The 26,720-nt window shown below is 52.8% G+C and carries 25 protein-coding genes; 15 read left to right on the forward strand and 10 right to left on the reverse strand.

Translation table 11 applies throughout. From position 1 onward, the window contains the following. Window positions 1–343 precede the first annotated feature (343 nt). From citC to rnk, 9 genes are all read left to right on the forward strand, one after another. Complete coding sequence (citC, locus tag ACLJRH_RS04775) at window positions 344–1,420, forward strand: [citrate (pro-3S)-lyase] ligase (RefSeq protein WP_000467874.1); 1,077 nt, start codon at window positions 344–346, stop codon at window positions 1,418–1,420. Beyond that, a complete protein-coding gene (gene citD / locus ACLJRH_RS04780; RefSeq protein WP_000700679.1) occupies window positions 1,417–1,713 on the forward strand; it encodes a citrate lyase acyl carrier protein in 297 nt (98 codons plus the stop codon). Before citC ends, citD begins: the two co-directional genes overlap by 4 nt. Further along, on the forward strand, window positions 1,710–2,618 hold the full coding sequence (gene citE, locus ACLJRH_RS04785; RefSeq protein ID WP_000622342.1) for a citrate (pro-3S)-lyase subunit beta: 909 nt from the start codon (window positions 1,710–1,712) through the stop codon (window positions 2,616–2,618). The genes citD and citE overlap by 4 nt, the downstream gene beginning before the upstream one ends. Window positions 2,619–2,627: 9 nt before the next feature. After that, window positions 2,628–4,157, forward strand: coding sequence for a citrate lyase subunit alpha (citF, locus tag ACLJRH_RS04790; RefSeq protein WP_000192323.1), 1,530 nt, complete (start codon window positions 2,628–2,630; stop codon window positions 4,155–4,157). Between the two features lie 3 nt (window positions 4,158–4,160). After that, entirely contained in the window at window positions 4,161–4,712 is a 552-nt protein-coding gene (citX, locus tag ACLJRH_RS04795) for a citrate lyase holo-[acyl-carrier protein] synthase (protein ID WP_023136394.1), read from the forward strand. Continuing rightward, window positions 4,684–5,580, forward strand: a complete 897-nt coding sequence (gene citG / locus ACLJRH_RS04800; protein ID WP_023136393.1) for a triphosphoribosyl-dephospho-CoA synthase CitG — start codon at window positions 4,684–4,686, stop codon at window positions 5,578–5,580. The genes citX and citG overlap by 29 nt, the downstream gene beginning before the upstream one ends. Window positions 5,581–5,617: 37 nt before the next feature. After that, window positions 5,618–7,081, forward strand: coding sequence for a citrate/succinate antiporter CitT (gene citT, locus ACLJRH_RS04805; RefSeq protein ID WP_000059039.1), 1,464 nt, complete (start codon window positions 5,618–5,620; stop codon window positions 7,079–7,081). 109 nt (window positions 7,082–7,190) lie between these two features. Next, on the forward strand, window positions 7,191–7,997 hold the full coding sequence (gene rna, locus ACLJRH_RS04810; RefSeq protein ID WP_001529051.1) for a ribonuclease I: 807 nt from the start codon (window positions 7,191–7,193) through the stop codon (window positions 7,995–7,997). Window positions 7,998–8,231: 234 nt separating this feature from the next. Then, entirely contained in the window at window positions 8,232–8,642 is a 411-nt protein-coding gene (rnk, locus tag ACLJRH_RS04815; RefSeq protein WP_000089748.1) for a nucleoside diphosphate kinase regulator, read from the forward strand. A gap of 84 nt (window positions 8,643–8,726) precedes the next feature. Here rnk and ACLJRH_RS04820 read toward each other — a convergent pair whose 3' ends face one another. Beyond that, window positions 8,727–9,965 (reverse strand): zinc-dependent alcohol dehydrogenase, encoded by a 1,239-nt coding sequence (locus tag ACLJRH_RS04820; RefSeq protein WP_000646115.1) that lies wholly within the window; start codon window positions 9,963–9,965, stop codon window positions 8,727–8,729. Window positions 9,966–10,186: 221 nt separating this feature from the next. Here ACLJRH_RS04820 and uspG point away from each other — a divergent pair, with 221 nt between their 5' ends. Next, a complete protein-coding gene (gene uspG, locus ACLJRH_RS04825) occupies window positions 10,187–10,615 on the forward strand; it encodes a universal stress protein UspG (RefSeq protein ID WP_000278499.1) in 429 nt (142 codons plus the stop codon). A gap of 67 nt (window positions 10,616–10,682) precedes the next feature. Here uspG and ACLJRH_RS04830 read toward each other — a convergent pair whose 3' ends face one another. The 6 genes from ACLJRH_RS04830 to ahpC all read right to left on the reverse strand — a co-directional run bounded on the left by ACLJRH_RS04830 (window position 10,683) and on the right by ahpC (window position 17,539). Further along, a complete protein-coding gene (locus ACLJRH_RS04830; protein WP_023136392.1) occupies window positions 10,683–11,450 on the reverse strand; it encodes a dimethyl sulfoxide reductase anchor subunit family protein in 768 nt (255 codons plus the stop codon). Further along, the gene (locus ACLJRH_RS04835; RefSeq protein WP_001250387.1) at window positions 11,450–12,007 is read right to left on the reverse strand and encodes a 4Fe-4S dicluster domain-containing protein; all 558 of its coding nucleotides are present in this window, start codon (window positions 12,005–12,007) and stop codon (window positions 11,450–11,452) included. The genes ACLJRH_RS04830 and ACLJRH_RS04835 overlap by 1 nt, the downstream gene beginning before the upstream one ends. Continuing rightward, the gene (locus ACLJRH_RS04840) at window positions 12,004–14,283 is read right to left on the reverse strand and encodes a molybdopterin-dependent oxidoreductase (protein WP_023136391.1); all 2,280 of its coding nucleotides are present in this window, start codon (window positions 14,281–14,283) and stop codon (window positions 12,004–12,006) included. The genes ACLJRH_RS04835 and ACLJRH_RS04840 overlap by 4 nt, the downstream gene beginning before the upstream one ends. Beyond that, window positions 14,276–14,836 (reverse strand): molecular chaperone, encoded by a 561-nt coding sequence (locus ACLJRH_RS04845; protein WP_000377437.1) that lies wholly within the window; start codon window positions 14,834–14,836, stop codon window positions 14,276–14,278. Before ACLJRH_RS04845 ends, ACLJRH_RS04840 begins: the two co-directional genes overlap by 8 nt. A 332-nt stretch (window positions 14,837–15,168) precedes the next feature. Further along, window positions 15,169–16,734: an alkyl hydroperoxide reductase subunit F gene (gene ahpF, locus ACLJRH_RS04850; protein WP_000887644.1), complete on the reverse strand. Its 1,566-nt coding sequence runs from the start codon at window positions 16,732–16,734 to the stop codon at window positions 15,169–15,171. Window positions 16,735–16,975: 241 nt separating this feature from the next. After that, window positions 16,976–17,539 carry an alkyl hydroperoxide reductase subunit C gene (gene ahpC, locus ACLJRH_RS04855; protein ID WP_000052802.1) on the reverse strand — a complete coding sequence of 188 codons (564 nt, stop codon included), beginning with the start codon at window positions 17,537–17,539 and terminating at the stop codon, window positions 16,976–16,978. Between the two features lie 440 nt (window positions 17,540–17,979). Between ahpC and dsbG the strand changes: the two genes are divergently transcribed. From dsbG to ACLJRH_RS04875, 4 genes are all read left to right on the forward strand, one after another. Further along, window positions 17,980–18,726, forward strand: coding sequence for a thiol:disulfide interchange protein DsbG (gene dsbG / locus ACLJRH_RS04860; protein WP_000597129.1), 747 nt, complete (start codon window positions 17,980–17,982; stop codon window positions 18,724–18,726). Window positions 18,727–19,042: 316 nt separating this feature from the next. After that, the gene (gene citR / locus ACLJRH_RS04865; protein ID WP_000002494.1) at window positions 19,043–19,948 is read left to right on the forward strand and encodes a DNA-binding transcriptional repressor CitR; all 906 of its coding nucleotides are present in this window, start codon (window positions 19,043–19,045) and stop codon (window positions 19,946–19,948) included. Window positions 19,949–20,110: 162 nt separating this feature from the next. Continuing rightward, window positions 20,111–21,346 carry a phosphoadenosine phosphosulfate reductase gene (locus ACLJRH_RS04870; protein WP_023223316.1) on the forward strand — a complete coding sequence of 412 codons (1,236 nt, stop codon included), beginning with the start codon at window positions 20,111–20,113 and terminating at the stop codon, window positions 21,344–21,346. Continuing rightward, on the forward strand, window positions 21,319–21,936 hold the full coding sequence (locus ACLJRH_RS04875; protein WP_001164754.1) for an IbrB-like domain-containing protein: 618 nt from the start codon (window positions 21,319–21,321) through the stop codon (window positions 21,934–21,936). Before ACLJRH_RS04870 ends, ACLJRH_RS04875 begins: the two co-directional genes overlap by 28 nt. Here ACLJRH_RS04875 and ACLJRH_RS04880 read toward each other — a convergent pair whose 3' ends face one another. Further along, window positions 21,937–23,097 (reverse strand): pyridoxal phosphate-dependent aminotransferase, encoded by a 1,161-nt coding sequence (locus tag ACLJRH_RS04880; RefSeq protein WP_001632810.1) that lies wholly within the window; start codon window positions 23,095–23,097, stop codon window positions 21,937–21,939. Window positions 23,098–23,223: 126 nt separating this feature from the next. On the opposite strand from ACLJRH_RS04880, the gene ACLJRH_RS04885 reads away from it, so the two are divergent. Next, window positions 23,224–24,312: an oxidoreductase gene (locus ACLJRH_RS04885; protein WP_001016871.1), complete on the forward strand. Its 1,089-nt coding sequence runs from the start codon at window positions 23,224–23,226 to the stop codon at window positions 24,310–24,312. Between the two features lie 35 nt (window positions 24,313–24,347). Here ACLJRH_RS04885 and ACLJRH_RS04890 read toward each other — a convergent pair whose 3' ends face one another. Together ACLJRH_RS04890 and cstA are read right to left on the reverse strand one after the other, a co-directional pair. Next, window positions 24,348–24,545, reverse strand: coding sequence for a YbdD/YjiX family protein (locus ACLJRH_RS04890; RefSeq protein ID WP_000460619.1), 198 nt, complete (start codon window positions 24,543–24,545; stop codon window positions 24,348–24,350). Between the two features lie 63 nt (window positions 24,546–24,608). After that, window positions 24,609–26,714: a pyruvate/proton symporter CstA gene (gene cstA / locus ACLJRH_RS04895; RefSeq protein ID WP_023136390.1), complete on the reverse strand. Its 2,106-nt coding sequence runs from the start codon at window positions 26,712–26,714 to the stop codon at window positions 24,609–24,611. Window positions 26,715–26,720 lie beyond the last annotated feature (6 nt).

The following is a 26,720-nucleotide window of genomic DNA, read 5'->3' on the forward strand; positions in this document are numbered from 1 at the left end:
GTAATAAAAATGTTTTGAGCATCTTGAAGCCTATAAAAACCAATCGTTACAGATTCCCCACATTAAATCAATTAAACAACTAAAACCCATCGCCGGAATGGCGATTAAATTAATTAAAAAACTTAAAACCATAAAACACTTAAAAACCATCTAACGCTTTGTGAAATAAATCAAAATTTACCACTAAAATACTCCTTACGATGTATACGTCAGTGAGAAAAAATAAATAACTCGTCATAAAAACACTCCTACTCTGACTGAAAAGAAAAAGTTATCAAGTTGCAACACAGCGCAACATATACAGAAAAGTGGCAACAAGCATATCACCAGGATATTTCTTACTATGTTTGGCAATAATGTATTCACTCGGGTAAAACGCTCTGAAAATAAAAAAATGGCGGAGATCGCTCACTTTCTCAAAGAGAATGATTTAAGCGTCGATACCACTGTAGAGGTGTTTATTACCGTCAGCCGTGATGACCGTCTTATTGCCTGCGGCGGTATTGCCGGAAATATCATTAAATGCGTGGCCATTAGCGAATCAGTACGCGGCGAAGGCTTAGCGTTAACGCTAGCGACGGAATTGATTAATCTCGCCTGGGAACGGCACTGCACCCATCTTTTTATTTATACCAAAACGGAATACGAAGCGCTGTTTAAACAGTGCAGCTTTTCGACGATAGCCAGCGTCCCCGGCGTGATGGTCTTAATGGAAAATAGCGCGACCCGGTTGAAACGGTATGCGGAATCGCTGGCGACATTACGTCACGAGGGAAAGAAAATTGGCTGTATTGTGATGAACGCCAATCCTTTCACGAACGGCCACCGCTATCTGATCCAACAGGCGGCTGCGCAGTGCGACTGGCTGCATCTGTTCCTGGTCAAAGAAGATACGTCACGCTTTCCCTATGAAGACCGACTCGATCTGGTCCTTAAAGGGACCACCGATATCCCGCGCTTAACCGTTCACCGCGGCTCCGAATACATTATCTCTCGGGCAACGTTCCCCTGCTATTTCATTAAAGAGCAGAGCGTCATTAATCACTGTTATACCGAAATCGACCTGAAGATTTTCCGCCAGTATCTGGCGCCCGCGCTTGGCATCACACACCGCTTTGTCGGTACGGAGCCGTTTTGCACCGTTACCGCCCAGTACAACCTTGATATGCGTTTCTGGCTGGAGACGCCAACGCTTCCCGCCCCACCCATTACGCTGGTGGAAATAGAGCGGCTTTGCTTCCAGGAGACGCCGATATCCGCCTCCTGGGTACGCAAGCTGCTGGTTAAACACGATCTCACGGCTATCGCGCCGCTGGTTCCCGACGCCACCCTGCGCTATTTGCAGGGCATGGTCGAACGCCATCCGGGCAGCGCGGCAGCCCGTCAAAAGTCCCCCGTATTAGCAACAGGTGAAAAATGAAAATAAACCAGCTAGCCGTCGCAGGCACGCTTGAGTCCGGCGATGTGATGATACGCATTGCGCCGCTCGATACGCAGGATATTGACCTGCAAATCAACAGTAGCGTTGAAAAACAGTTTGGCGAGGCCATTCGCGCCACCATCCTGGAGGTGCTTTCTCGCTACGACGTGCGCGGCGTACAACTGAACGTCGATGATAAAGGCGCTCTGGACTGCATTTTGCGCGCCCGACTGGAAACGCTACTGGCGCGCGCCAGCGGTATTGCCGCTCTGCCCTGGGAGGATCGCCAATGATTTCCGCCTCTCTGCAACAACGTAAAACCCGCACCCGCCGCAGTATGTTATTCGTACCGGGCGCCAACGCGGCGATGGTGAGCAATTCGTTTATCTACCCGGCCGACGCGCTGATGTTCGACCTGGAAGACTCCGTTGCATTACGCGAAAAAGACGCGGCGCGCCGTCTGGTATATCACGCGCTGCAACACCCGCTTTACCGTGACGTCGAAACCATCGTCCGCGTGAATGCGCTGGACTCCGAATGGGGCGTCAACGATCTGGAAGCGGTCGTGCGTGGTGGCGCGGACGTGGTGCGTTTACCGAAAACCGACACCGCACAGGACGTCATTGATATCGAAAACGAAATTCTGCGCATTGAAAACGCCTGCGGTCGCGAACCGGGCAGTACCGGCCTGTTAGCCGCCGTGGAGTCGCCGCTGGGTATTACCCGCGCGGTAGAAATCGCCCACGCCTCTGAACGGTTGATCGGGATTGCGCTGGGCGCGGAAGACTATGTTCGTAACCTGCGCACCGAACGCTCTCCGGAAGGCACCGAACTGCTGTTCGCCCGCTGCGCCATTTTGCAGGCCGCGCGTTCCGCCGGCATTCAGGCCTTCGATACCGTCTATTCCGACGCCAACAACGAAGCCGGTTTCCTGCAAGAAGCCGCCCACATTAAACAGTTGGGCTTTGACGGTAAGTCACTGATCAACCCCCGCCAGATAGAGCTGCTGCACAACCTTTATGCGCCGACGCGTAAAGAGGTCGCCCATGCGCGTCTGGTCGTTGAAGCCGCAGAAGCCGCCGCCCGCGAAGGTCTTGGCGTCGTTTCCCTTAACGGCAAGATGGTCGACAGCCCGGTGATTGAACGCGCCCGTCTGGTGCTCTCCCGTGCAGAACTTTCCGGTATTCGCGAAGAATAAGGCAAAACAATGACGCAGAAAAATGAATCTCAACGCCAGGATCGCGTAGCAGCCTGGAGCCGCCACGCTGAAAGCGAACTGAGCGCTTACCAAAGTGCGGCAAAATTGGATCTACAAGCGCAAAAACCGCGCGACCACAAACTGTGCGCCAGCCTGGAAGAGGCCATCCGCCGTTCCGGTTTACGCGACGGCATGACGCTCTCTTTTCACCATGCGTTTCGCGGCGGCGATCTAACGATTAACCTGGTGATGGAAACCATCGCGAAGATGGGCTTCAAAAACCTGACCCTGGCCTCCAGTTCGCTAAGCGACTGCCATGCGCCGCTGGTTGAACACATTCGTAACGGGGTGGTCAGTCGCATCTATACGTCAGGCTTGCGCGGCCCGCTGGCGGAAGAAATTTCTCGCGGCCTGCTGGCTGAGCCGGTTCAGATTCACTCCCACGGCGGTCGTGTACATCTGGTACAAAGCGGCGAACTCAATATTGATGTTGCGTTTCTTGGCGTGCCCTCCTGCGATGAATTCGGTAATGCTAACGGTTATACCGGCAAGGCCTGCTGCGGTTCACTGGGCTACGCGATGGTGGATGCCGACAGCGCGAAACAGGTCGTAATGCTGACGGAGCAACTGCTGCCGTATCCGCATAACCCGGCAAGCATCGCTCAGGATCAGGTTGATCTGATCGTGCAAATCGAAGAAGTCGGTGATGCAAACAAAATCGGCGCTGGCGCGACCCGCATGACCACTAATCCGCGTGAACTGCTGATCGCCCGCAGCGCGGCGGAAGTCATTGCTCACTCCGGCTACTTCAACGAAGGTTTCTCCCTGCAAACCGGCACTGGCGGCGCATCGCTGGCGGTCACCCGCTTCCTGGAAGACAAAATGCGTAGCCGCAACATTGTGGCTAATTTCGCGCTGGGCGGAATCACCGCCACCATGGTCGACCTGCATGAAAAGGGTTTAATCCGCAAACTGCTTGACGTGCAGAGCTTCGATCGCAACGCTGCGCAATCTTTGGCCCGCAACCCGAACCATATCGAAATCAGCGCTAACCAGTACGCCAACTGGGGCTCTAAAGGCGCTTCCGTCGACCGTCTGGACGTGGTGGTACTGAGCGCGCTGGAAGTTGACACCCACTTTAATGTTAACGTGCTGACCGGCTCCGACGGCGTTCTACGCGGCGCGTCCGGCGGTCACTGCGATACCGCCGTCGCGGCGGCGCTGTCCATCATCGTCGCGCCGCTGGTGCGCGGTCGCATCCCAACGCTGGTTGATAACGTCACCACCTGCGTCACACCAGGCTCCAGCGTTGACATTCTGGTCACCGATCACGGTATCGCCGTCAATCCGGCGCGTCCGGAGCTGGCTGAACGCCTGAAAGCAGCGGGAATGAAAGTGGTATCGATTGAGTGGCTGCGCGAACGCGCGCAACTGCTTACCGGTCAGCCCCGCCCTATCGAATTCACCGACCGCGTGATTGCTGTCGTGCGTTATCGCGACGGTTCAGTGATCGATGTGGTGCATCAGGTGAAGGAATAAGCCATGCGCCTGTTTCCTGAACTCGCCACCTGTCACGACGTTTCTATTCCTGAGCTGCTCGCCAGCCGGGATGAGAGACAAGCAAGACAGCGCGCCTGGCTAACGCGCCACGCCACTCCGCTGGTCTCCTTTACCGTGGTGGCGCCAGGCCCGATAAAAGACAGCGCGTTAACCCGCCGGATCTTTAATCACGGCGTGACTGCCCTGCACACGCTGGCAGAAGAGTATGGCTGGACCATCCGGGAGCAGGCTGTACTGGCTTCCGCCAGCGGGCCGGAAGGACTGCTGGCGATTGACGCGCCCGCTCAGGCGCTCAAACAGGCGACCATCGCGCTTGAACAGCGTTATCCACTGGGGCGCCTGTGGGATATCGATGTCCTGACGGCGGAAGGCGAAATACTCTCCCGCCGCCATTTCGCGCTTCCCGCCCGCCGCTGTCTGCTGTGCGGGCAAAGCGCGGCTGAATGCGCGCGGGGTAAAACCCACGCGCTGACTGATTTACTGACTCATATGGAGGCGCTGCTGCATGATGCCGATTCCCGCCACCCCGACTAACGCCTCCATTCAGCCTCAGTCGCTGTATGACGCCTGGGCCGATTTGGCCTGGCGCGCTATGCTGACCGAGGTAAATTTATCGCCAAAACCCGGTCTGGTAGACCGACTAAACTGCGGCGCGCACAAAGATATGGCGCTGGCGGATTTTCACCGCAGCGCGGAGGCGATTCGACACTGGCTGCCGCGCTTTATGGAATATGGCGCCAGCTGCACGCGCCTGCCGCCAGAGTCGGTTCTGGCGGGCCTGCGTCCATTGGGGATGGCCTGTGAAGCAGCGATGTTTCGCGCAACGGCGGGCGTCAATACCCATAAAGGCAGCATTTTCTCGCTGGGGTTACTGTGCGCCGCCATTGGCCGCCTGTATCAGCTACGCCAGCCGATCGCCGCAGAAACACTCTGCGCTACCGCCGCCGATTTTTGCCGCGGCCTGACAACGCGCGAACTGCGCCAGAACAACCTACAGCTTACCGCAGGTCAGCGGCTGTATCAGCAACTGGGATTAACCGGCGCGCGCGGTGAAGCGGAAGCGGGCTATCCGCTGGTCATCCGCCACGCGTTGCCGCACTACCGCGCATTGCTGGCGCAGGGGCGCGATCCGGAACTGGCGCTGCTTGATACCTTACTGCTGCTGATGTCGCTTAACGGCGATACCAACGTCGCGTCGCGCGGCGGGGCGGACGGTCTGCGCTGGTTACAGCAGCAGGCAGCGTTCTTATTACAGCAGGGCGGCATACGGACGCCTGACGATCTCGTTTATCTCCACCGGTTCGATCAGCAATGCATTGAACGCAATCTCAGCCCAGGCGGTAGCGCCGATCTGCTGATCGTGACCTGGTTTTTAGCGCAAATTTCGCAAGTTAATCATTAACACAATTATAGAAAATATCCTTTCCGGAGAGTCATTTATGTCTTTATCCAAAGATAATATATGGAAGTTGTTGGCCCCATTAGTGGTGATGGGCGTCATGTTGCTAATTCCTGTTCCAGATGGTATGCCGCCACAGGCCTGGCACTATTTTGCGGTTTTTGTCGCGATGATTGTCGGTATGATCCTGGAGCCGATCCCGGCAACAGCGATCAGTTTTATCGCCGTAACCATTTGCGTTATCGGCAGCAATTACCTGCTATTTGACGCTTCGGAACTGGCCGATCCGGCGTTTAACGCCAGTAAACAGGCACTGAAATGGGGGCTTGCCGGTTTCTCCAGCACCACGGTCTGGCTGGTTTTCGGCGCGTTTATTTTCGCGCTGGGCTACGAAGTGACCGGGCTGGGGCGCCGCATTGCGCTGTTTTTGGTAAAATTCATGGGTAAACGCACGCTGACGCTCGGCTATGCGATTGTCATTATCGATATTTTGCTGGCGCCGTTTACTCCCTCCAATACGGCTCGTACCGGCGGTACTGTCTTCCCGGTCATCAAGAACCTGCCGCCGCTGTTTAAATCGTTTCCAAACGATCCTTCCGCACGCCGCATCGGCGGTTATTTGATGTGGATGATGGTGATCAGTACCAGCCTGAGCTCTTCGATGTTTGTCACTGGCGCGGCGCCAAACGTGTTAGGTCTGGAGTTCGTCAGCAAGATCGCCGGCGTCCAGATTAGCTGGCTGCAGTGGTTTCTCAGCTTTCTGCCGGTAGGGATTATTTTACTGATCGTTGCGCCGTGGCTCTCCTATGTGCTTTATAAACCTGAAGTGACCCACAGTGCGGAAGTCGCGGCCTGGGCTGGCGGAGAGTTAAAAAACATGGGGCGTCTGTCCCGCAAAGAGTGGACGCTGATTGGCCTGGTGCTGCTTAGCTTAGGATTGTGGGTTTTTGGTGGAAAAATCATCAACGCCACTGCCGTGGGTCTGCTGGCCGTCTCGCTGATGCTGGCGCTGCATGTTGTGCCGTGGAAAGACATTACGCGCTACAACAGCGCCTGGAACACCCTGGTGAACCTCGCTACGCTGGTGGTCATGGCCAATGGCTTAACCCGCTCCGGCTTTATTGACTGGTTCGCCAATACCATGAGTACGCATCTGGAAGGTTTCTCGCCGGATGCAACCGTCATTGTACTGGTACTGGTGTTCTATTTCGCGCACTACCTGTTCGCCAGCCTTTCCGCTCACACCGCGACCATGCTGCCGGTCATTCTGGCGGTGGGTAAAGGCATTCCGGGCGTTCCGATGGAACAACTTTGTATTCTGCTGGTGCTGTCTATCGGTATCATGGGCTGTCTGACGCCGTATGCCACCGGCCCTGGTGTGATTATCTACGGCTGCGGTTACGTGAAATCCAAAGACTACTGGCGGCTTGGCGCAATCTTTGGCGTTATCTATATCGCAATGCTGTTGCTGGTGGGCTGGCCGATTCTGGCAATGTGGAATTAAACATTACGCCAACGTAGGTTAAAAATGATGCCGTTCAGGTTCACCTGAGCGGCATTTTTTATGATTAAATGGGTAACATTCATAATGTGTATAAATTATCGAATTCACCATGAACACAATATGGCATTACAGCCCGCTGCTGGCTGCCCTCTTAACCCCGATTTTTGCCGCCAACGCCGACGAACTTCAGGCGCAACAGTACGGTGATTTCACTGACTATGTGCTGGCACTTTCCTGGCAAACCGGTTTTTGTCAAAGCCAGCATGAACGCCGCCATCGGGAGCCCGATGAGTGCCGTCTGCAAAAAGAGCCAGCCAACAAAGCAGACTTTCTGACCGTCCACGGCCTGTGGCCTGGATTACCCAAATCTATCGCCGCACGCGGCGTTGACCAGAGACGCTGGCAGCGCTTTGGTTGTGCGACGCGGCCAATCCCGAATCTGCCTGAAGTCAAGGCCAGCCGGAAATGCTCCGCCCCCGCCCCCGGACTTTCGCCTGACATCGCGGCAGCGCTTAAGGAAGTGATGCCCGGCGCGGGGGGGAATTCCTGTCTGGAGCGCTACGAATATGCCAAACATGGCGCCTGTTTCGGGTTTGATCCCAATGCCTATTTCGGCACCATGATACGGCTGGATAAGGCGATAAAAGACAGCGCGCTGGGGCAGTTTCTGGCGGATAATTACGGCAAGACCGTTAGCCGCGCTGAGTTTGATAGCGTCGTCGCACAAATGTGGGGCCAGGATAATGTCAAAGCCGTTAAAGTAAACTGCCATGGCAATCCCGCCTATTTAACAGAGATTCAGTTTTCACTAAAGGCGTCGATGATTAACGCCCCGCTCTCCTCTGCCTCATTTCAGCCGCAGCCGCATCCCGGCAACTGCGGGAAACAGTTTATTATCGATAAAGCCGGTTATTGACGAAGCAGAGGTTTAAAACCGTAGCCACATTTGAGAACACGCCCGAATGTAGACTAAAATTCACTCAAGGCTATGACGTTTGAGGATTTACCCGAATGTGAACTAAATCACTTCAAAGACGGGGGAAGTCTCAGTATCATCATGAGAGTTAAACCCTCGCCGCCAGACGGTGAGGGTTTTCTTTTGGGACCATTTACCTGCACTACTCGCAGTATCGATGACATGGAGTAAGAAATGTCCAGACCCACTATTATCATTAACGACCTTGACGCCGAACGTATTGATCGTCTTCTGGAACAGCCTGCGTATGCGGATCTGCCGATTGCCGACGCGCTCAACGCCGAACTGGATCGCGCGCAAATGTGTTCGCCACAAGAGATGCCGAACGATGTCGTCACCATGAACAGCCGCGTTAAATTCCGCAATTTGAGCGATGGTGAAACACGCGTGCGGACGCTGGTGTACCCCGCCAATATGACGGACAGCAGTACCCAGCTTTCGGTAATGGCGCCCGTCGGCGCGGCGTTGCTGGGACTGCGCGTCGGCGACACTATTCACTGGGAACTGCCGGGCGGCGCCTCCACCCATCTCGAAGTGCTGGAACTCGAATATCAGCCTGAAGCCGCGGGCGACTTCCTGCGTTAAACCCCATCTGCATAAGCGTTAATGCGTTTACACAGAGGATGCCTACGCATCCTCTTTCCGTTAGCCCTTTCATTTCTGCCTGTTTCAGACAACGCCGCCTGGCATCGGGTTGATTACTCCCGTCGCCTGTTTCTGCGCCGCTTGTGCCGACGTCGCTCCCGGCACCAGGATAACCTTTCGGCACTCTTCTTCGCGTTTTTCGAAAATTTCGTAGCCGCGCGCCGCCTCTTCAAACGGCATATAGTGCGTGACAATCTCCTCCGGCTTCAGCAACCCTTTTTCAATAAGCGGTAATAACTCCCCCAGCCACGCGTGAACATGGGTTTGACCCATTTTAAAAGTTAGCCCCTTATCAAAGGCGTCGCCGAATAAAAAGCCGTGAATAAAACCGGCATACACGCCGGGTACGCTGACCACGCCGCCGCGTCTGACCGCCGCGATACATTGTCGCAGCGCTTTGCCGCTACTGCCTTCCAGTTTAAGGTTCGTCAGCACCGTCTCCGTCAAACTGCCTTTCGCTTCAAAGCCTACGGCATCAATTACCGCGTCCACGCCGCGGTGTCCTGCCGTCTGCTCGATGATTTTTTCCGCCGGATCGTTCTCATCATCGAAGTTGATCGGTATCGCGCCATAACGTTCTTCGGCGAAACGCAAGCGCCAGGCGTGGTGATCAACGACGAAGATCTGCTCCGCGCCCAGCAGGCGCGCACAGGCGATAGTCAGTAATCCTACCGGCCCTGCGCCAAAAACCGCCACGCTGGAACCTTGCTGAATCTGGGCATTTTTTGCCGCCTGCCAGGCGGTAGGCAAAATATCAGAAAGAAACAGCGCCTTATCGTCAGATAACAGCGGCGGCACCTTAAATGGACCGACATTACCTTTTGGCACGCGAACATATTCAGCCTGTCCGCCGGGAACGCCGCCATACAGATGGCTATACCCAAACAGCGCCGCCGGTGGCGGGATCTGTTTTTTATTCATCGCCGCGCCGTGTCCGTCGTTAGTGTTTTCACACGCTGAATATTGCTGTAGCCGACAGAAAAAGCAGTCACCACAGGCAATGACAAACGGGATAACAACCCGATCCCCTTTTCGAATATTCTTCACATCATGTCCGGTTTCCACCACCTCGCCCATAAATTCATGGCCGAAAATATCGCCATGTTTTACCTGTGGGATCTTGCCGCGATAGAGATGCAAATCAGATCCGCAAATCGCGGTGGCGGTAACACGCAAAATGATATCGTCAGGCTGCTCAATGCCGGGATCGGGTACGTTTTCAACCTTTACGTGATGTGGACCGTGATACGTCAATGCTTTCATGCAGCCTCCGGGGTAACGGTGAATGTTGCGTTCGACTATAAAAGGGTAGCTATCCCGGAGAGACTGCCGGCAAAACAGGCGGCTTTAGGATTTTTCCTGGAAAATACACGATTTTTTAGCGCCAGGTTGCCGTAATATTTAAAATTGCCAGACAAATAGCAGAAAGAAACATTATTATATGCTTGAATAAATTCAGTATTGATTAACAGGGAGTAACGGGTATGTATAAGACAATCATTATGCCGGTTGATGTTTTTGAAATGGAACTTAGCGATAAAGCTATTCGCCACGCTGAGTTTCTGGCGCAACAGGATGGCGTCATTCATCTGTTGCATGTACTGCCTGGGTCCGCGAGCATGAGTCTGCACCGCTTTGCCGCCGACGTGCGTCGCTTTGAAGAACATTTACAGCATGAGGCGGAAACGCGTCTGCAAACGATGGTGGGACACTTCAGTATCGATCCTTCACGAATTAAAACACATGTTCGCTTTGGTAGCGTGCGCGATGTCGTCAATGAGATGGGCGAAGAACTGGATGCGGATGTCGTGGTAATCGGTTCGCGTAATCCGTCCATCACGACACACCTGTTGGGGTCTAACGCCTCAAGCGTGGTGCGCCATGCGACGCTGCCGGTATTGGTTGTGCGTTAACTCTGGTGGCTAAAAACTGACACGCCCTGCCAGGTCGCGCCTGGCAGGGCTTTTTACTGCATCATCGTTAGTACAAATGCCCGATATTCACAATAGTACTCACCGTGTCGCCAAAAAAGGCCAGCCGACTCAGAAATACGCCGACGAATAACAAGACGAACAGGAGTTTCGGGCGCGAATCACCGTGACGGCTGACGACAAAAGCGAGCGCAAGGCAAACCAGGCTTGCCAGATAAAACGGTGAAGCCAGCCATGAATGCGCCGTCATCTGCATGACCGTTCCCCCGCTTAACCACACCAGCGGCGCCGCGATAAGTACCGCGATACACACCACAATTCCCTGGCGTAACGCAGGAACGGCAGGCCTGAGTTTTAACAGCGGAATCGCCGCGCAACCCATGACCCATACCGTAATAAAAAATAACAGCATGGTAAATCCATTAGCGATAGCCACCATCGCTGGCGCGGCGTAGGTCATCCCCTGCACCGCCACCAGTAACACGCCGAACACGGAGGCGATAAGAGTCATCGCTTTATGTCCCTTTGCCAGGAACGTTACGCCGACCGCTGCGCCAAACAACGTAGCACCAAGAATTTCCCGACTTAACCAGGCATGTCGCAGGTTAATCAGCGCATTATAAGCGCGATCGGGATGCGCCAGATGCAGAATCGCGGCAATAGACGCCAGTGCCAGCACCAGCCCAGTGACCAACCAATAGAAACGCTGGCCTTCCACTTCACCACGCAGCGTACGCCATGTCAGTACCAAAGCCATCCCGACAGACATCTGGCTTAATACCGTAAAAAACACCAGCGGCAGTTCATATTTTTCCATTACTTGTCCTCCGGCTGCTTAGGCTGGCGCGCCAGAATAAAGCGCGTTCCTGGATTGAGCTGTGGCATATGCGGGAACCCTGGCGGATACTGCACCGCATTATCGGGCACAGGATCGACATCCAAATCGATAATCGACAAGGCGCCCACCGGACAGGCGTTCACGCACGCCGGATTCATACCGATATCAAGACGCTCGTAGCACATACTGCATTTTTCCGCTTTACGCGTCTCTTCATTAAAACGCGGCGCGCCATAAGGACAGTTACGAATACAGTTTTTACAGCCGATGCAGCGCTCAGGGTTATGCACCACCACGCCATCTTCACGTTTGGTATAGGCTTCGACCGGACAGGCGGCGACGCAGGCCGGATGTTCGCAGTGGTTACAGGCCAGCGAGTAAAACGCCCGCTCTTCATGTGGATAGATGTCTTTATCCAACGGATAAACGTAGCGCCAGAAGCGATCCGGCTCCAGTTGGTTAAAGCTTTTACACGCCATAGCACAGCCGCGGCAGCCGATGCACTTATCGCTATTCACTAAAAACGCACGTCTCATGCTACGGACTCCCCTTTACCGATCAATACAACGTCAGCAAACTGACTGTGGATAGCGGCGCCCGGCGCGCCAGTTTTCATCAGCCCCATATCAGCAGGCGTATCAGCCACGACGTTTTGCACGTTGTACTGCCGTTTCGGGAACCAGGCTTCATACATCACCAGAAAATCTTCCGGCACGTTGGTGGTGACTTTTGCCCGCAGCTCAACTTCACCGGTGCCATTGAAAACTTTGACCAGATCGTTCTCGCTGATGCCTTTTTTCTGTGCGGAAGAAGGATGGATATAAACGAACGGTTCCGGGTAGAACACCTGCATCCAGTCCAGGTTGATAAACTGCGAGTGCAGGCCAAACTGCACGTGCGGCGTAAACAGATGGAACGGCAGTTTGCTCTCGGCTTCCGGTTTGTATTCCGGCAGCGCGGTGTGGCCGTTTTTCTCCGCCAGTTCAGATTTAAATTCATACTTGCCTGACGGCGTTTTGAACTTGCGGTCATACCAGGCGGCAGAGCTTGGCAGGATCGCTTTTTTCGGCCCGTCCAGCAGATCGTCCCAGGAAGAGATGCCGAACATTTTCGCCATACCGTCGTTGAACTCCTGATCCAGCCAGCGCTTGTGATCGAACTCTTGCGGGAAGGTACAGGAACCCGGCGCCATCTTATTAATGGTGCGCGACAGCATGGTAGCGATTTCGAGATCGCATTTTGCTTCATACATCGGCTTAATCGCCGGCTGATTAATGGAAAGCCAGTAGTGCCAGTAAGAAGCATCCACGTTCCACTCTTCAAACGCGGTGGTAACGGGCAGCACGATATCAGCGTGTTGCACCGTTTCGTTGAAGAACTGATCGGCGCAGACCACCATTTCCAGTTTTTCAAACGCTTTCTTCATCTTGCTGCGATCGAAATCCTGGGCAAACGGGTTTTTACAGGCGACCCACAGCATACGAACCGGCGGATCGTTGGCCTCCAGAATCCCCTGCGCCGTCTGGTTAATATTCAGAGAGCGATCGGAGTACTGCACGGCGTCGCTGCCAGCGGCAGCCCCGAATTCACTGGTGGTGCCCGCCGCTCCCGGTATGCCAATAGCGCCCACCGGCGGCTTCTGCAGCATGGCGTTATAGTTAAAGCCCCAGGTATGCAGATGGCCATAACGCGCGCCGCCGCCTTCGACACCGATGTTGCCGGACATAGCGACAAAGGCATCGATAGCGCGAACGTTGGCGCCGCCGTTGACATGACGCTGCATCCCGTAACCAATCCAGACCGTGGCCGGCTTAACCGCCGTAAACTCTTCCGCCAGCTGGCGAATGACATCCGCAGACAGGCCGCAGATTTCTGATGCCCACTCCACGGTCACATGGTTACGCAGATAGGCTTCAAATTCCGGATAGCCGTGAGCATCGTTGTTGACAAAATCTTGATCCACCAGCCCTTTATCCACCAGGTGGCGCACCATTCCCAGCGCCAGTGCGCCGTCTGAGCCAGGCCGCACGCGCAGGTAGAGATCGGCTTTGGCGGCAGTCTGCGACAGCAGCGGGTCGATAACCACGACCTTCGCCCCTTTCTCGCGCGCCTGATAGATGTACTTCATGCTGTGCATTGAGCACCAGGCCGGGTTGGCGCCCCAGATAATGATGTATTTCGCTTTCACCATATCTTCCGGGTCGTTACACCACATGTCGCCCATGTCGTAGTTTTGCGCGTCGATACCGGCAGGCCAGCACGGCGTACCGGCGAAACGGGTGGTGTAGCCAAGCGAGGACATCATCCCTTCAACGGCATAGTTCAGCACGCCAAACTTACCGGAATATTTGGTCAGCGCCAGACCGAGCATAGAACCGTCTTTTTTCTTAATCTCCAGCATCCTGGCGGCAATGCGCTGCATCGCCTCTTCCCATGAGATGCGACGCCAGTTGCCGCTACCGCGAACGTCCTGCGCCATGGGATATTTAATACGATCGGGGCTATAAACCCGGCGCGGATAGCTTAACCCTTTGACGCAAGGGGTACCGTGAGTAAATGTTGATTCCGGCGCGCCTTCCACGAAAGTAATGACCCCGTCCTTTACCCATGTCTTGAGGCTACAGGTGTCATAGCAGTTACGCGGACACGCGTTACGATAAATTTTGTACGTTTTAGGGTTAAAGGGAACAGGCGGCTGCGCAAGCGCGCATCGGGAGGTCAGTAATCCTCCGGGTAAAGCCGCAACGGCGCCCAGTGCCACTATCCCCTTTAAAAAAGAACGTCTGTTCAGATGTCCTGTCTCATTACTCATATTGATACTCTCGTTTTAATTCATCAAGCCAATAAAATAAGATGTCCGCCACCGTATATAACGTGGTCGTTTGCGCATGAGTTTTTATTTTTTCGATATATAATGGCACCCACTTTGTTAAATAGTTATTGATATATTGAGTGAGAGTAGTTCGGTATTGTGACGTTTGCCGGATATTAGCCAGTAATAGTGTGGTCAATTCCAGCACGCAGGAAATATGATCGTCAGGGATATTGCTCTCCTGATTAACCGATAATCCCAACGCTGCCATAAAATCCCGTATCTCCAGCGTCGCCTTTCCCATCACCAGCGCATCGTCCTCCAGATACACTGAAGCGAAAGGCGCAGCCAGCAGCTTGCCAGGACCGACGAATAGCGCATTAAAGTCATACTCCGCCTCCAGCCACGCCCGATCGGTAAGGTTTACCGCAGCAGTGGGATTTAATCTCACGTAGGCAGATTTCAGTGAACGACTATCATGAGAATTAAAAAAATCACGCAATGTAAGCCCTGTTTTTTCTAATTCCGTCAGTGATTCATAGATTGAATCCATGAATAAATAACCTCACATACAAATGCAATATAAATCAAAAAAAAAGAATGGGCATGTTAACGGAAGCGCTTAATCTTTCTTTGATAAAAAAACAGAAAAATTCCCGTTAAATCCGTAGAAGAGGTTTTTATTGTTTCAAAGTTTAAAAACAGAAGACCGTTGAAATAAAAAACCGTCTGTTATTAACAGACGGTTTCAGAGTATTGATAATGAAGAATGTGTTTTAGCTGGCGGCGTGCCCCAGGCATAAACAGCGCAGGCCCGAATAGCTTACACTATCGGGCCATTTACGATGGCCAGTTAACTGACCTTGCAGGTGTGCTTACTTCTTTTTATGCGATTTTGGTGCGAATCAGATAATCAAAGGCGCTCAACGAGGCTTTCGCCCCTTCGCCTGTGGCGATGATAATCTGTTTGTAAGGAACGGTGGTACAATCGCCTGCGGCGAAGACGCCCTTAACACTGGTTTCACATTTGGCGTCAATAATGATCTCGCCCATGCGGTTACGCTCAAGCGCACCTTCCAGCCAGTGGGTATTCGGCAACAGACCAATCTGCACAAAAATGCCTGCCAACGCGACGCTATGAATATCGCCGCTGACACGGTCACGATACTCCAGCCCCACCACTTTCGAACCGTCGCCCTTCACTTCTGTCGTTTGCGCATTCAAAATGATATCGACATTTTTCAGGCTACGCACTTTGTCCTGTAGCACCTGATCCGCCTTCATCTCCGGCGCGAACTCCAGCAACGTAACGTGTTCTACAATACCTGCCAGATCGATAGCCGCCTCAACGCCGGAGTTGCCGCCGCCGATGACCGCCACACGCTTCCCTTTAAATAACGGACCGTCGCAGTGCGGACAATAGGTGACGCCTTTGGTGCGATACTGATCCTCGCCCGGCACATTCATATTGCGCCATTTCGCGCCGGTGGCGATGATGATACTGCGCGCTTTCAAGACTGCGCCGGACGCCGTTTCAATCTGATGCAGGCCACCTTCTGTCGCGGCCGGAACCAGTTTACTTGCGCTCTGGCTGTCGATAACGTCAACGTCGTAATCGCTAACATGCGCTTTCAGCGCGCCCGCCAGTTTCTGACCTTCGGTTTTCGGCACCGAGATATAGTTTTCGATATCCACGGTATCCAGCACCTGACCGCCGAAGCGCTCGCCCATCAGACCGGTACGGATACCTTTGCGCGCCGAGTAGACCGCCGCCGCCGCGCCCGCCGGGCCGGAGCCGACAATCAGCACGTCATACGCATCGCGTTTGTTCAGCGCTTCCGCCGCACGTTTTTCTGCGCCAGTATCCACTTTAGCGACAATCTCGGTCAGAGTCATACGTCCCTGGCCGAACTCTTTACCGTTGACAAACACCGCCGGAACGCCCATCACGTTACGTTCGGTAATTTCGTTCTGGAAGGTGCCGCCATCAATTGCCGTATGTTTAATACGCGGGTTCAGCACCGCCATCAGGTTCAGCGCCTGCACGACATCCGGGCAGTTATGGCAGGAGAGTGAATAATAAGTTTCGAATTCAAAATCGCCATCAATATCGCGAATCTGCTCCAGCAGCGACTGCGCTTCTTTTGACGGATGACCGCCGGTCCACAGCAGCGCCAAAACCAGCGAGGTAAATTCGTGGCCCAACGGAGAACCGGCAAAGCGCGGCCCCTGCTGAGAACCTGGATTCGTAATCAGGAAAGACGGCTTGCGCACCGGCAGAGTATTGTCTTCTTTAAACGTGACTTTGTCGGACAGCTCGGCGATTTCAGCCAGCAGTTCCTTGATTTCCGCCGATTTAGCGCTGTCATCCAGCGTGGCAATCAGCTCAACAGGTTTGGTCAGTTTCTCAAGGTAAGCCCTGAGCTGGGTTTTCATATTTGTGTCGAGCATTCTTCTTCCCTCTCTGAAAACATCATCATGCAAGCCGACTTCGCGGGACTGCATTAATACAACTTGCGTCATGGTGCTGAAATGAAATGGGCGCGGGTGCGCCCATGACTGAAACAATTTCCAAAGTATTTCACGTCAGAGTAAGGCGGCTAGCCTGAGAATCCCCGGGAGCTTACTGAAGTAAGTGACCGGGGTGAGCAGGCGACGCCAACGCAGCTATGGCGTGAAAGACGACGGAAATTTAAATTTTACCGACCAGGTCTAAAGATGGAGCCAGAGTCGCTTCACCTTCTTTCCATTTCGCCGGGCATACTTCGCCTGGGTGAGCGGCAACATACTGTGCTGCTTTAATTTTACGCAGCAGGTCAGACGCGTCACGGCCGATACCTTCAGCGGTAACTTCGATCGCCTGGATGATACCCTGCGGGTCAACAACAAAGGTCGCACGGTCTGCCAGACCTTCATCTTCACGCATGTTGTCGAAGTTACGGGTCAGGGCGCCAGTCGGGTCGCCGATCATCGCATATTTGATTTTTGCGATAGTTTCAGAGCTGCTGTGCCATGCTTTGTGCGTGAAGTGAGTATCGGTTGAGACGGAATAAACGTCTACGCCCAGCTTCTGCAGTTCTTCGTAATGGTCGGCAACGTCACCCAGTTCAGTCGGGCAAACAAAGGTAAAATCGGCCGGGTAGAAGAAGAAGACGCTCCAGCGGCCTTCGGTATCTTTCTCGGTGACTTCAATGAATTCACCGTTTTTGAACGCCTGGTTTTTGAAAGGTTTGATTTTGGTGTTAATTAAGGACATCTATACTTCCTCCGTGTTTTCGTTGAGGAGTAAGTTAACGAAATTTTGCTGATTCGGCTAATGCGTTTCCATTATCAAATCAATAAGCGTTAACTAACAACCCGATTCGGGCGACATTGTGAACACTGCGCCCTGTCAGCCATCTAAAGTAAAAAGGCCGCCTGACAGGCGGCCCCATTACCTGAACTACCCGTAGGTAACTTCAGAGCCAGTACGACTCGTCTTGCAAATTACAGACGTATTGTCTGCAACTCGAAATCCATAGCGTATATGCTGGCTAAGTGTTGCGCTCTACATTACCTTAACAAAGGCTGTAACAGCGAAAAGGATTACATCACCCCAGCATAGAAAGGGCAATCCCGGCACGCCAGCTCTTACCTATGTCTGTGATAGGCATCATCATTAATACTCTTTTCGCTTTGATCTTAAAAGGAAAAAATATGATTAAACGTACATTGCTGCTTGCTATGCTGCCCATTCTCGCCCACGCGGAAGAACTGCCTGCGCCGGTTAAAGCCATTGAAAAACAGGGCATAACAATCCTGAAATCCTTCGAGGCGCCGGGGGGCATGAAGGGCTATCTCGGAAAGTATCAGGATATGGGCGTCACGATTTACCTGACGCCGGACGGCAAACACGCGATTTCCGGCTATATGTATAATGAAAAAGGTGAAAATCTTAGCAACGCCCTGATAGAAAAAGAGATCTATGCGCCGGCCGGACGAGAAATGTGGCAGAAAATGGAAAAGGCGTCATGGATACTCGACGGTAAAAAAGACGCGCCGGTGGTGCTGTATGTCTTCGCCGACCCTTTCTGCCCCTATTGTAAGCAGTTTTGGCAGCAAGCTCGCCCGTGGGTCGAATCCGGCAAGGTACAATTACGTACGTTACTGGTCGGCGTGATTAAACCGGAAAGCCCGGCCACAGCCGCAGCGATTTTAGGCGCGAAAGACCCGGCGAAAACATGGCATGACTATGAAGCCTCCGCAGGAAAGATGAAGCTGGAGGTTCCGGCGTCCATCCCCCCGGCGCAGATGAAAGTCATTAATCAGAATCAGCAGTTAATGGACGATCTTGGCGCTAACGCGACGCCAGCAATTTATTACATGAATAAAGATAAGACGTTGCAACAGGTTGTGGGTTTACCGGAAAAAGCGCAACTGGACGCCATGATGGGGCAGCCTTAACGCAGAAATTAGCAAGGCAGAAGCTTAACCGTACCACGCCCGATAGCGCTGCGTTTGTCGGGCCAACCTCCTCCTGGCATTAACGCGACGCCAGACCAGCATATCATCCAGCACAGCTTTTTTAGACTAACGGCGTGATTATAAAAGTGTAAGTTATGTTCGTCTTTACTGTGATTATTTACTCGCTAAAATATTCATAACTGTGGTATTTTAGTTTAAATAAACTCTACATTAAGTTTAATAAACATAATTCTGGTAAATTATTGAGATTAAGTCATAATCATGGAAGATACCATGATTATGCCTGGAAGATACTATGGCTAACCTTTACGACCTTAAAAAATTTGATCTTAACTTGTTGGTTATATTTGAATGTATTTATCAACATTTAAGCATTAGCAAAGCGGCAGAAACTCTCTATATTACACCTTCTGCCGTAAGCCAGTCATTGCAACGCCTGCGCACGCAATTCAATGACCCTTTATTTATTCGTTCAGGTAAAGGAATTACGCCTACCGTAACAGGCATTAATTTACATTATCATTTAGAAAATAACCTTAACAGTCTGGAACAAACTATTAATATAATGAATCAGTCCAGTCTGAAGAAAAAGTTTATTATCTATAGCCCACAGCTGTTGATCACCCAATATGTGATGAAATTAGTTGAATATATTCGCAAAGATTCACAGGTTGAAATTGAACATCACGACATTTTGACCACTGACGAACAGCCTGAAGATCTTCTTGCCTACCGCAAAGCAGATATTGTGGTTTCAATGGCCCCACTCAATAATCGTTCTATTGTTTGTACTCACTTTAATAAGGTGGAATGTATCCTGGCTTGCAGTGAAAACCATCCCCGGCTAGGTGAAACCGCAACTATCGACGAAATTCTACAAGAGTCATTTACGCAATTCGTCGCCCGGAAAAACGATATAAAAGAGCATCATTCAGTTATCCATGATATGCTGGGGGAAAGAATAATTGGTTTCAGAAGCAAATCGCTGATAACCATCGCCAACGCCATCAGCGCCACGGAGCTTATTGGTTTTTTACCACAATCACTTGTTGACTATTACTCATCCACTATCAAACTTAAAAAAGTCTCCATACCTTTTACCATTGCTCCTGTACAACTCTATCTTATGTATAATAGAGCTTCGATGAATAATAGCGGATTTACTGAGCTCATTGAGTACATTACAAAAAAGCATGAATAAAAAGGTCAGGTAACGGGCATTAACATAAATTCAATCTATATATTTATAGAATGCATTTATTTAGTAAATATAATAAAGCATTGCAAGTTCATCTAATCTGCTTATCCTTTATGTTAATTATTTCGAATATACTGTAGTTAACACATCGGAGACTATCCAGAGATGTCGGTTTATAAAGTTCCGCTTGAGCAAAATGTTCTGGAAGCGGCTCAAGAGCGTATAATGTGGACCCTGGAAACCTTACCCCGGGTCTGCGTCTCATTTTCCGGTGGTAAAGATTCAGGACTTATACTGCACCTGACGGCAACGTTGGCGCGCAAAATGAATAAAAAGATCCACGTTCTCTTCATTGACTGGGAAGCGCAATTCTCCTGTACCATCGCCTATATTGAATCATTACGTGAATACTACGCGGACGTTATCGAGCGTTTTTATTGGGTCGCATTACCCTTAACCACACAAAATTCCCTTTCACAATACCAGCCGGAGTGGCAGTGTTGGCAGCCGGGTGCCGACTGGGTACGACAACCGCCAGAAGATGCGATTACCGATCCGGCCTTTTTTTCCTTTTATCAACACGGCATGACCTTTGAACAGTTCGTTCGCGATTTTGCCGACTGGTTTTCAGAAAAGCGTCCTGCCGCTATGCTGGTCGGTATTCGTTCCGACGAATCCTATAACCGATTTGCCGCTATCGCTAACTCGCATAAGCTGCGCTTTGCCGACGACAAGCCCTGGACCACGTTAGCCCCTAAGGGTCACACCTGGTATATCTACCCCATCTATGACTGGAAAACCGCAGATATCTGGACCTGGTTCGCCAAAACAGGTAAACCATGTAACCCTTTGTATAATTTGATGTATCAGGCTGGCGTACCGCCCCGTTACATGCGTATTTGCGAACCGTTCGGCCCAGAACAACGACAGGGGTTATGGCTGTATCATGTTATCGAACCTGAGCGCTGGGCGGCCATGTGCGCCAGAGTCAGCGGCGTGCTCAGCGGAGGTATTTACGCCGGACAAGACAACCATTTTTATGGCCACCGGAAAATTTTAAAACCCGATCACCTTAACTGGGAAGAGTACGCGCTGCTCCTGCTACACAGTATGCCTGAAGTCACTGCCGAACATTACCGTAATAAAATCGCCGTTTATTTGCAGTGGTATAAGAAAAAAGGCATGAACACCATCCCACAGACGCAGCAGGGCGATATCGGATCGCGCGATATTCCGTCGTGGCGACGGATCTGCAAAGTTTTACTGAACAATGATTACTGGTGCCGGGCGCTGTCATTCAGTCCGACAAAACCTAAGAATTACCAGCGTTATAACGAACGTATGAAAGCTAAACGCCAGGAATGGGGGATCTTATGCAACACCGACTCACAACCGAAATAACTCACTTTCTCTCTGAACTGCCTGAAGAAGAGAGAATCGCCGCCATTAATGAATTTAGAATGGCGATACATAACGTTAGTCCTTTTCGCGATGAGCCTGTCGATTGTGTCCTGTGGGTGAAAAACGATCATATTTCGCCTAATGACTACAACCCGAATAACGTTGCGCCGCCGGAGAAAAAACTGCTGCTTAAATCGATTGAACAAGATGGGTTTACTCAGCCGATAGTGGTGGTAAAGGCCGATGCGGAGGAGTACGAGATTGTGGACGGTTTTCACCGTCATGAGCTGGGCAAAGGAAAAACGGTCCTGAAAAGGCGTCTGAAAGGCTACCTGCCGATAACGTGTCTGGACAGAGAACGTCACGAACGCATGGCGGCAACCATTCGGCATAACCGTGCGCGCGGACGCCACCAGATCCACGCCATGTCAGAAATCGTGCGCGAACTTTCTCTGCTAGGCTGGGACGAAAGCAAAATCGGCCAGGAGTTAGGTATGGACGCCGATGAAGTCCTGCGCCTGAAACAGATCAACGGCCTGCAGGAGCTTTTTGCAGACCGTCGATTCTCCAGAGCGTGGACGGTTAAATAACTACAGTTTACACAGGCGATCTGCGGCGGCCAGCAGCGTTGATTCCTGTTTAGCGAAACATAAACGTATAAGCTGATGCGGGAAAGGGGCGGCGCAAAAGACAGAGAGCGGAATAGCGGCGACGCCGACTTCTTCGGTTAGCCACTGACAAAACTCAACGTCATTTAGCGTCGACACTGCGCTGTAATCGATTAACAGAAAATAGGTACCTTCACAGGGCAGCACTTTTAATCGGCTTTGCGCCAGCGCGTTAACCAGCACATCGCGTTTTTTCCGATAAAAATCGGGTAACGCGCGATAGTGTTCCGGCGCGGCGCGCAGCATATCCGCCAGCGCCAGTTGCGCCGGCGTATTGACGCAAAACGTCAGGTACTGGTGAACTTTGCGTATTTCGGCGCTAATGGCCGCAGGCGCAACGCAGTAACCAATCTTCCATCCTGTCATATGAAAGGTTTTACCAAACGATGAAACGGCAACCGCCCGCTCTCGTAACTGAGGGTGCGCCAATACGCTGGCATGACCTTCGACGGCAAAACAAATATGTTCGTACACTTCATCGCTTAACACATAAATTTCCCGCTCGCCGATAGCCTGCCACAGCGCCTCGATATCCGCCTGACACCAGACGGTAGCGGTGGGATTATGCGGCGTATTGAGGATCACCAGCCGCGTGCGCTCGCTAAGCAACGCCGAAAACGCCTGCCAGTCGACGCGAAAATGCGGCGGCGTGAGCGCTATGCGTTTTAACACGCCGCCGGAAAGCGCCACGGCCGGGGCATAGCTGTCATAACTGGGATCGAAACAGATAACCTCATCCCCTGCCCGCACCAGCGCGGTAATCGCCGCATACAGCGCTTCTGTCGCGCCCGCCGTGACGGTGATATCACTGACGTCATCGGGTCGATAACCATATATTTCCGCCGTTTTATCGGCAATGGTCTCCCGCAGCGCCTGCGCGCCCGTCATCGGCGCATATTGATTCGCGCCCTGCGCGACATGATAAGCCAACCGCTCGTGCAAATAACGAGGACCATCAAAATCAGGGAAGCCCTGCGATAAATTTATTGCCTGATGTTTCTGCGCCAGCGCGCTCATTTGCGTAAAAATCGTGGTGCCAAGATTGGGCAATTTGCTTTTTGGAATCAGTGGGTTATTTCTCATTATCTTCATACCCGCCAGTGATGTGGTTGTTGACACACTATCACAGGGTGTTAGTATTTGGCAATCAAGACGTTTAGATGTCTAAATATAATAACAACGGTGAGAAGACCCTAAGGACAACACAACATGAACCACACTGAAATCCGCGTCGTTACCGGCCCGGCGAATTATTTTTCCCATGCTGGAAGCCTCGGAAGACTGACAGACTTTTTCACGCCGGAACAGCTTTCCCACGCCGTTTGGGTGTACGGCGAACGCGCGATTGCCGCCGCCCGGCCTTACCTGCCGGAAGCGTTTGAACGTGCTGGCGCAAAACATCTGCAGTTTACCGGCCATTGTAGCGAACGCCATGTTGCCCAACTGGCGCACGCCTGCAACGACGATCGTCAGGTGGTGATAGGCGTCGGCGGCGGCGCGCTGCTCGATACCGCCAAAGCGCTCGCCCGCCGTCTGGCGCTGCCGTTTGTCGCTATCCCGACCATCGCGGCGACCTGCGCCGCCTGGACACCGCTTTCCGTCTGGTATAACGACGCGGGACAGGCGTTACAGTTCGAAATTTTTGATGATGCCAATTTTCTGGTGCTGGTCGAACCGCGCATTATTCTGCAGGCGCCCGATGACTATCTGTTAGCTGGCATTGGCGATACGCTGGCAAAATGGTATGAAGCCGTTGTGCTTGCGCCACAGCCTGAAACGTTGCCTTTGACCGTAAGACTGGGCATTAACAGCGCGTGCGCTATTCGCGATCTCCTGCTGACCAGCAGCGAACAAGCATTAGCGGATAAACAGCAGCGTCGGCTGACCCAGGCATTTTGCGACGTGGTGGATGCGATTATCGCTGGCGGCGGTATGGTCGGCGGCCTCGGGGAACGCTATACCCGTGTCGCCGCCGCCCATGCGGTACACAACGGTCTGACCGTCCTGCCGCAAACGGAAAAATTCCTGCACGGAACGAAAGTGGCTTATGGCATTCTGGTGCAAAGCGCGCTACTGGGACAAGATGACGTGCTGGCGCAATTGATTGCAGCGTACCGGCGATTTCATCTGCCGGCCCGACTTAGCGAACTGGACGTGGATATTCATAACACCGCCGAGATCGATAGGGTAATCGCACATACCCTGCGCCCGGTCGAATCCATCCACTATTTACCGGTGACGTTAACGCCTGACACCCTGCGTGCGGCGTTTGAAAAAGTTGAATTTTTCAGAATATAGCCTGGTGACGTTGCGCTTATCAGGCCTGGCAACACTCAGCAGCAACGCGCGCCGCCTTTTCCACCATAGCGCGCATCCTGCCGCTCGCGGAAAAATTCTTCATAGGTCATCGGCGTCTGATCCGGATGCGTTATGCGCATATGTTCCACATAGTTGTCGTAGTCTGGCACGCCAATCATCATTTTTGCGGCCTGTCCCAGATATTTTCCGGCTTTCGAAAGCGTATCGAACATCGTTGTCACCTGTCATCCAAATGCCCTCTCCTTATTCTGGAGAGGGCTATTGATGTAAAAAGATTAGTGCGCGCCTTTCGCCTGCGTCACGATCTCATCCACATTTTCCGGCATCGGCTCATACGGCGTTTCATTCGCCGTCGGTTTATCAATCTTCAGAGCGGCCAGCGCCGTCTTAATAGAGAAGACCGCCAGCACCACGACCACCACCATAAAGAAGATGGTTAGCCCGGCATCCAGACGGTTATTGAATACCAACTGCGCGAGCTGCGATGCGGTGTACTGCGGCGGAATATTGCCGCTGTCGATCATCGCCTGGAACTTATTGGCAATGGCCAGGAAGCCGATTTTCGCATCCGGACTAAACGCTTTCTGCCAGCCCGCCGTCAGCGTACAAATCAGCAGCCAGGCCGTTGGCACCAGCGCGACCCACGCATAACGCTGACGCTTCATTTTGAACAGTACCACGGCGCAAAGCATCAGCGCCATCCCCGCAAGCATCTGGTTAGCGATGCCAAACAGCGGCCACAGGGTGTTAATACCGCCTAACGGATCGACCACGCCCTGATGGAGGAAATACCCCCACGCCAGCACGCACAATGCCGTAGCAAGCAGGTTCGCTGGCAGCGAATCGGTACGTTTCAGCCCTGGCGACACTACGCCCAACAAATCCTGCAACATAAAACGCGCCGCACGGGTACCCGCATCCACCGCCGTCAGAATAAACAGCGCTTCAAACAGAATGGCAAAGTGATACCAGAACGCCACATCCATCATGCCGCCCAACGCGCCATGTAAAATGTAGGCCATCCCTACCGCCAGCGTTGGCGCACCGCCTGCGCGGGAGATAATGGATTGTTCGCCGACTTCATTGGCAATCTGGTGTAACGTATCCGGCGTGATAGCGAAACCCCAACTACTGACCACCTGCGCAGCAGAAGCCACGACATCCGCTGTCCCCGCTGGCGCCAGTACCGCCATCGGGCTATTCATCGCAAAGTAAACGCCTGGATCGATAATACAGGCGGAGACCAGCGCCATAATGGCGACGAAAGATTCCATTAACATCCCGCCGTAGCCGATAAAGCAGGCCTGGCCTTCGTTGGCCAACATCTTCGGCGTCGTGCCGGAGGAGATGAGCGCATGGAAACCGGATACCGCGCCGCAGGCGATGGTGATAAACAGGAACGGGAACAGGTCGCCCGTCCAGACCGGTCCGGTACCATCAACAAATTTGGTCAGCGCCGGCATAGTCAGCGTCGGACGCATGATCAGAATCCCGACCGCCAGACCGACAATCGTACCAATTTTCAGGAAGGTAGAGAGGTAATCACGCGGCGCGAGCAGCAGCCAGACCGGCAGTACCGCCGCGACAAAACCATACCCCACCAGCATCCAGGTAAGCTGCACGCCAGTAAAATCAAAGTACGGCGCCCAGGTTGGGCTTGCCGCCACCCATCCGCCGGAAATAATAGCGAAAATAAGGAATACCAGCCCAATGACCGACACCTCGCCGATGCGCCCCGGACGCAGATAACGCAGGTAGATGCCCATAAAAATCGCCAGTGGAATGGTGAACGCAACAGTGTACGTTCCCCACGGGCTATGGGTCAGCGCTTTCACCACGATCATCGCCAGGACGGCCAGAATGATCACCATGATCATAAAGCAGGCCACCAGCGCGATCACCCCGGCCGTCGCGCCCATCTCCTCTTTAACCAGCTCGCCAAGCGAACGCCCATCACGCCGGGTCGAGACGAACAGCACCATAAAGTCCTGCACCGCTCCCGCCAGCACAACGCCCGCCAGCAGCCAGATCATCCCCGGCAGATAGCCCATCTGCGCGGCCAGTACCGGCCCGACCAGCGGACCTGCGCCAGCAATGGCCGCAAAATGGTGACCGAACAGCACTTTTTTATCGGTCGGAACATAATCCAGACCATCATTATGACGTACCGCGGGCGTCATACGCGTTGGGTCAACCGCCAGCACTTTTTTGGCGATATAGAGCCCATAAAAACGATACGCAATAAGATAGACACAGACCGACGCCACCACGATCCATAGCGCGTTGATCTGTTCCCCACGATTTAACGCAATATAGCCCAGGGCAAACGCACCCAATACTGAGAGCGCTGTCCAGACGAGGTATTTCCCTGATTTATTCATAGTTGT

It is taken from the genome of Salmonella sp. SAL04162, assembly GCF_046551535.1.
GTDB classification, from domain to species: Bacteria; Pseudomonadota; Gammaproteobacteria; order Enterobacterales; family Enterobacteriaceae; genus Salmonella; species Salmonella enterica.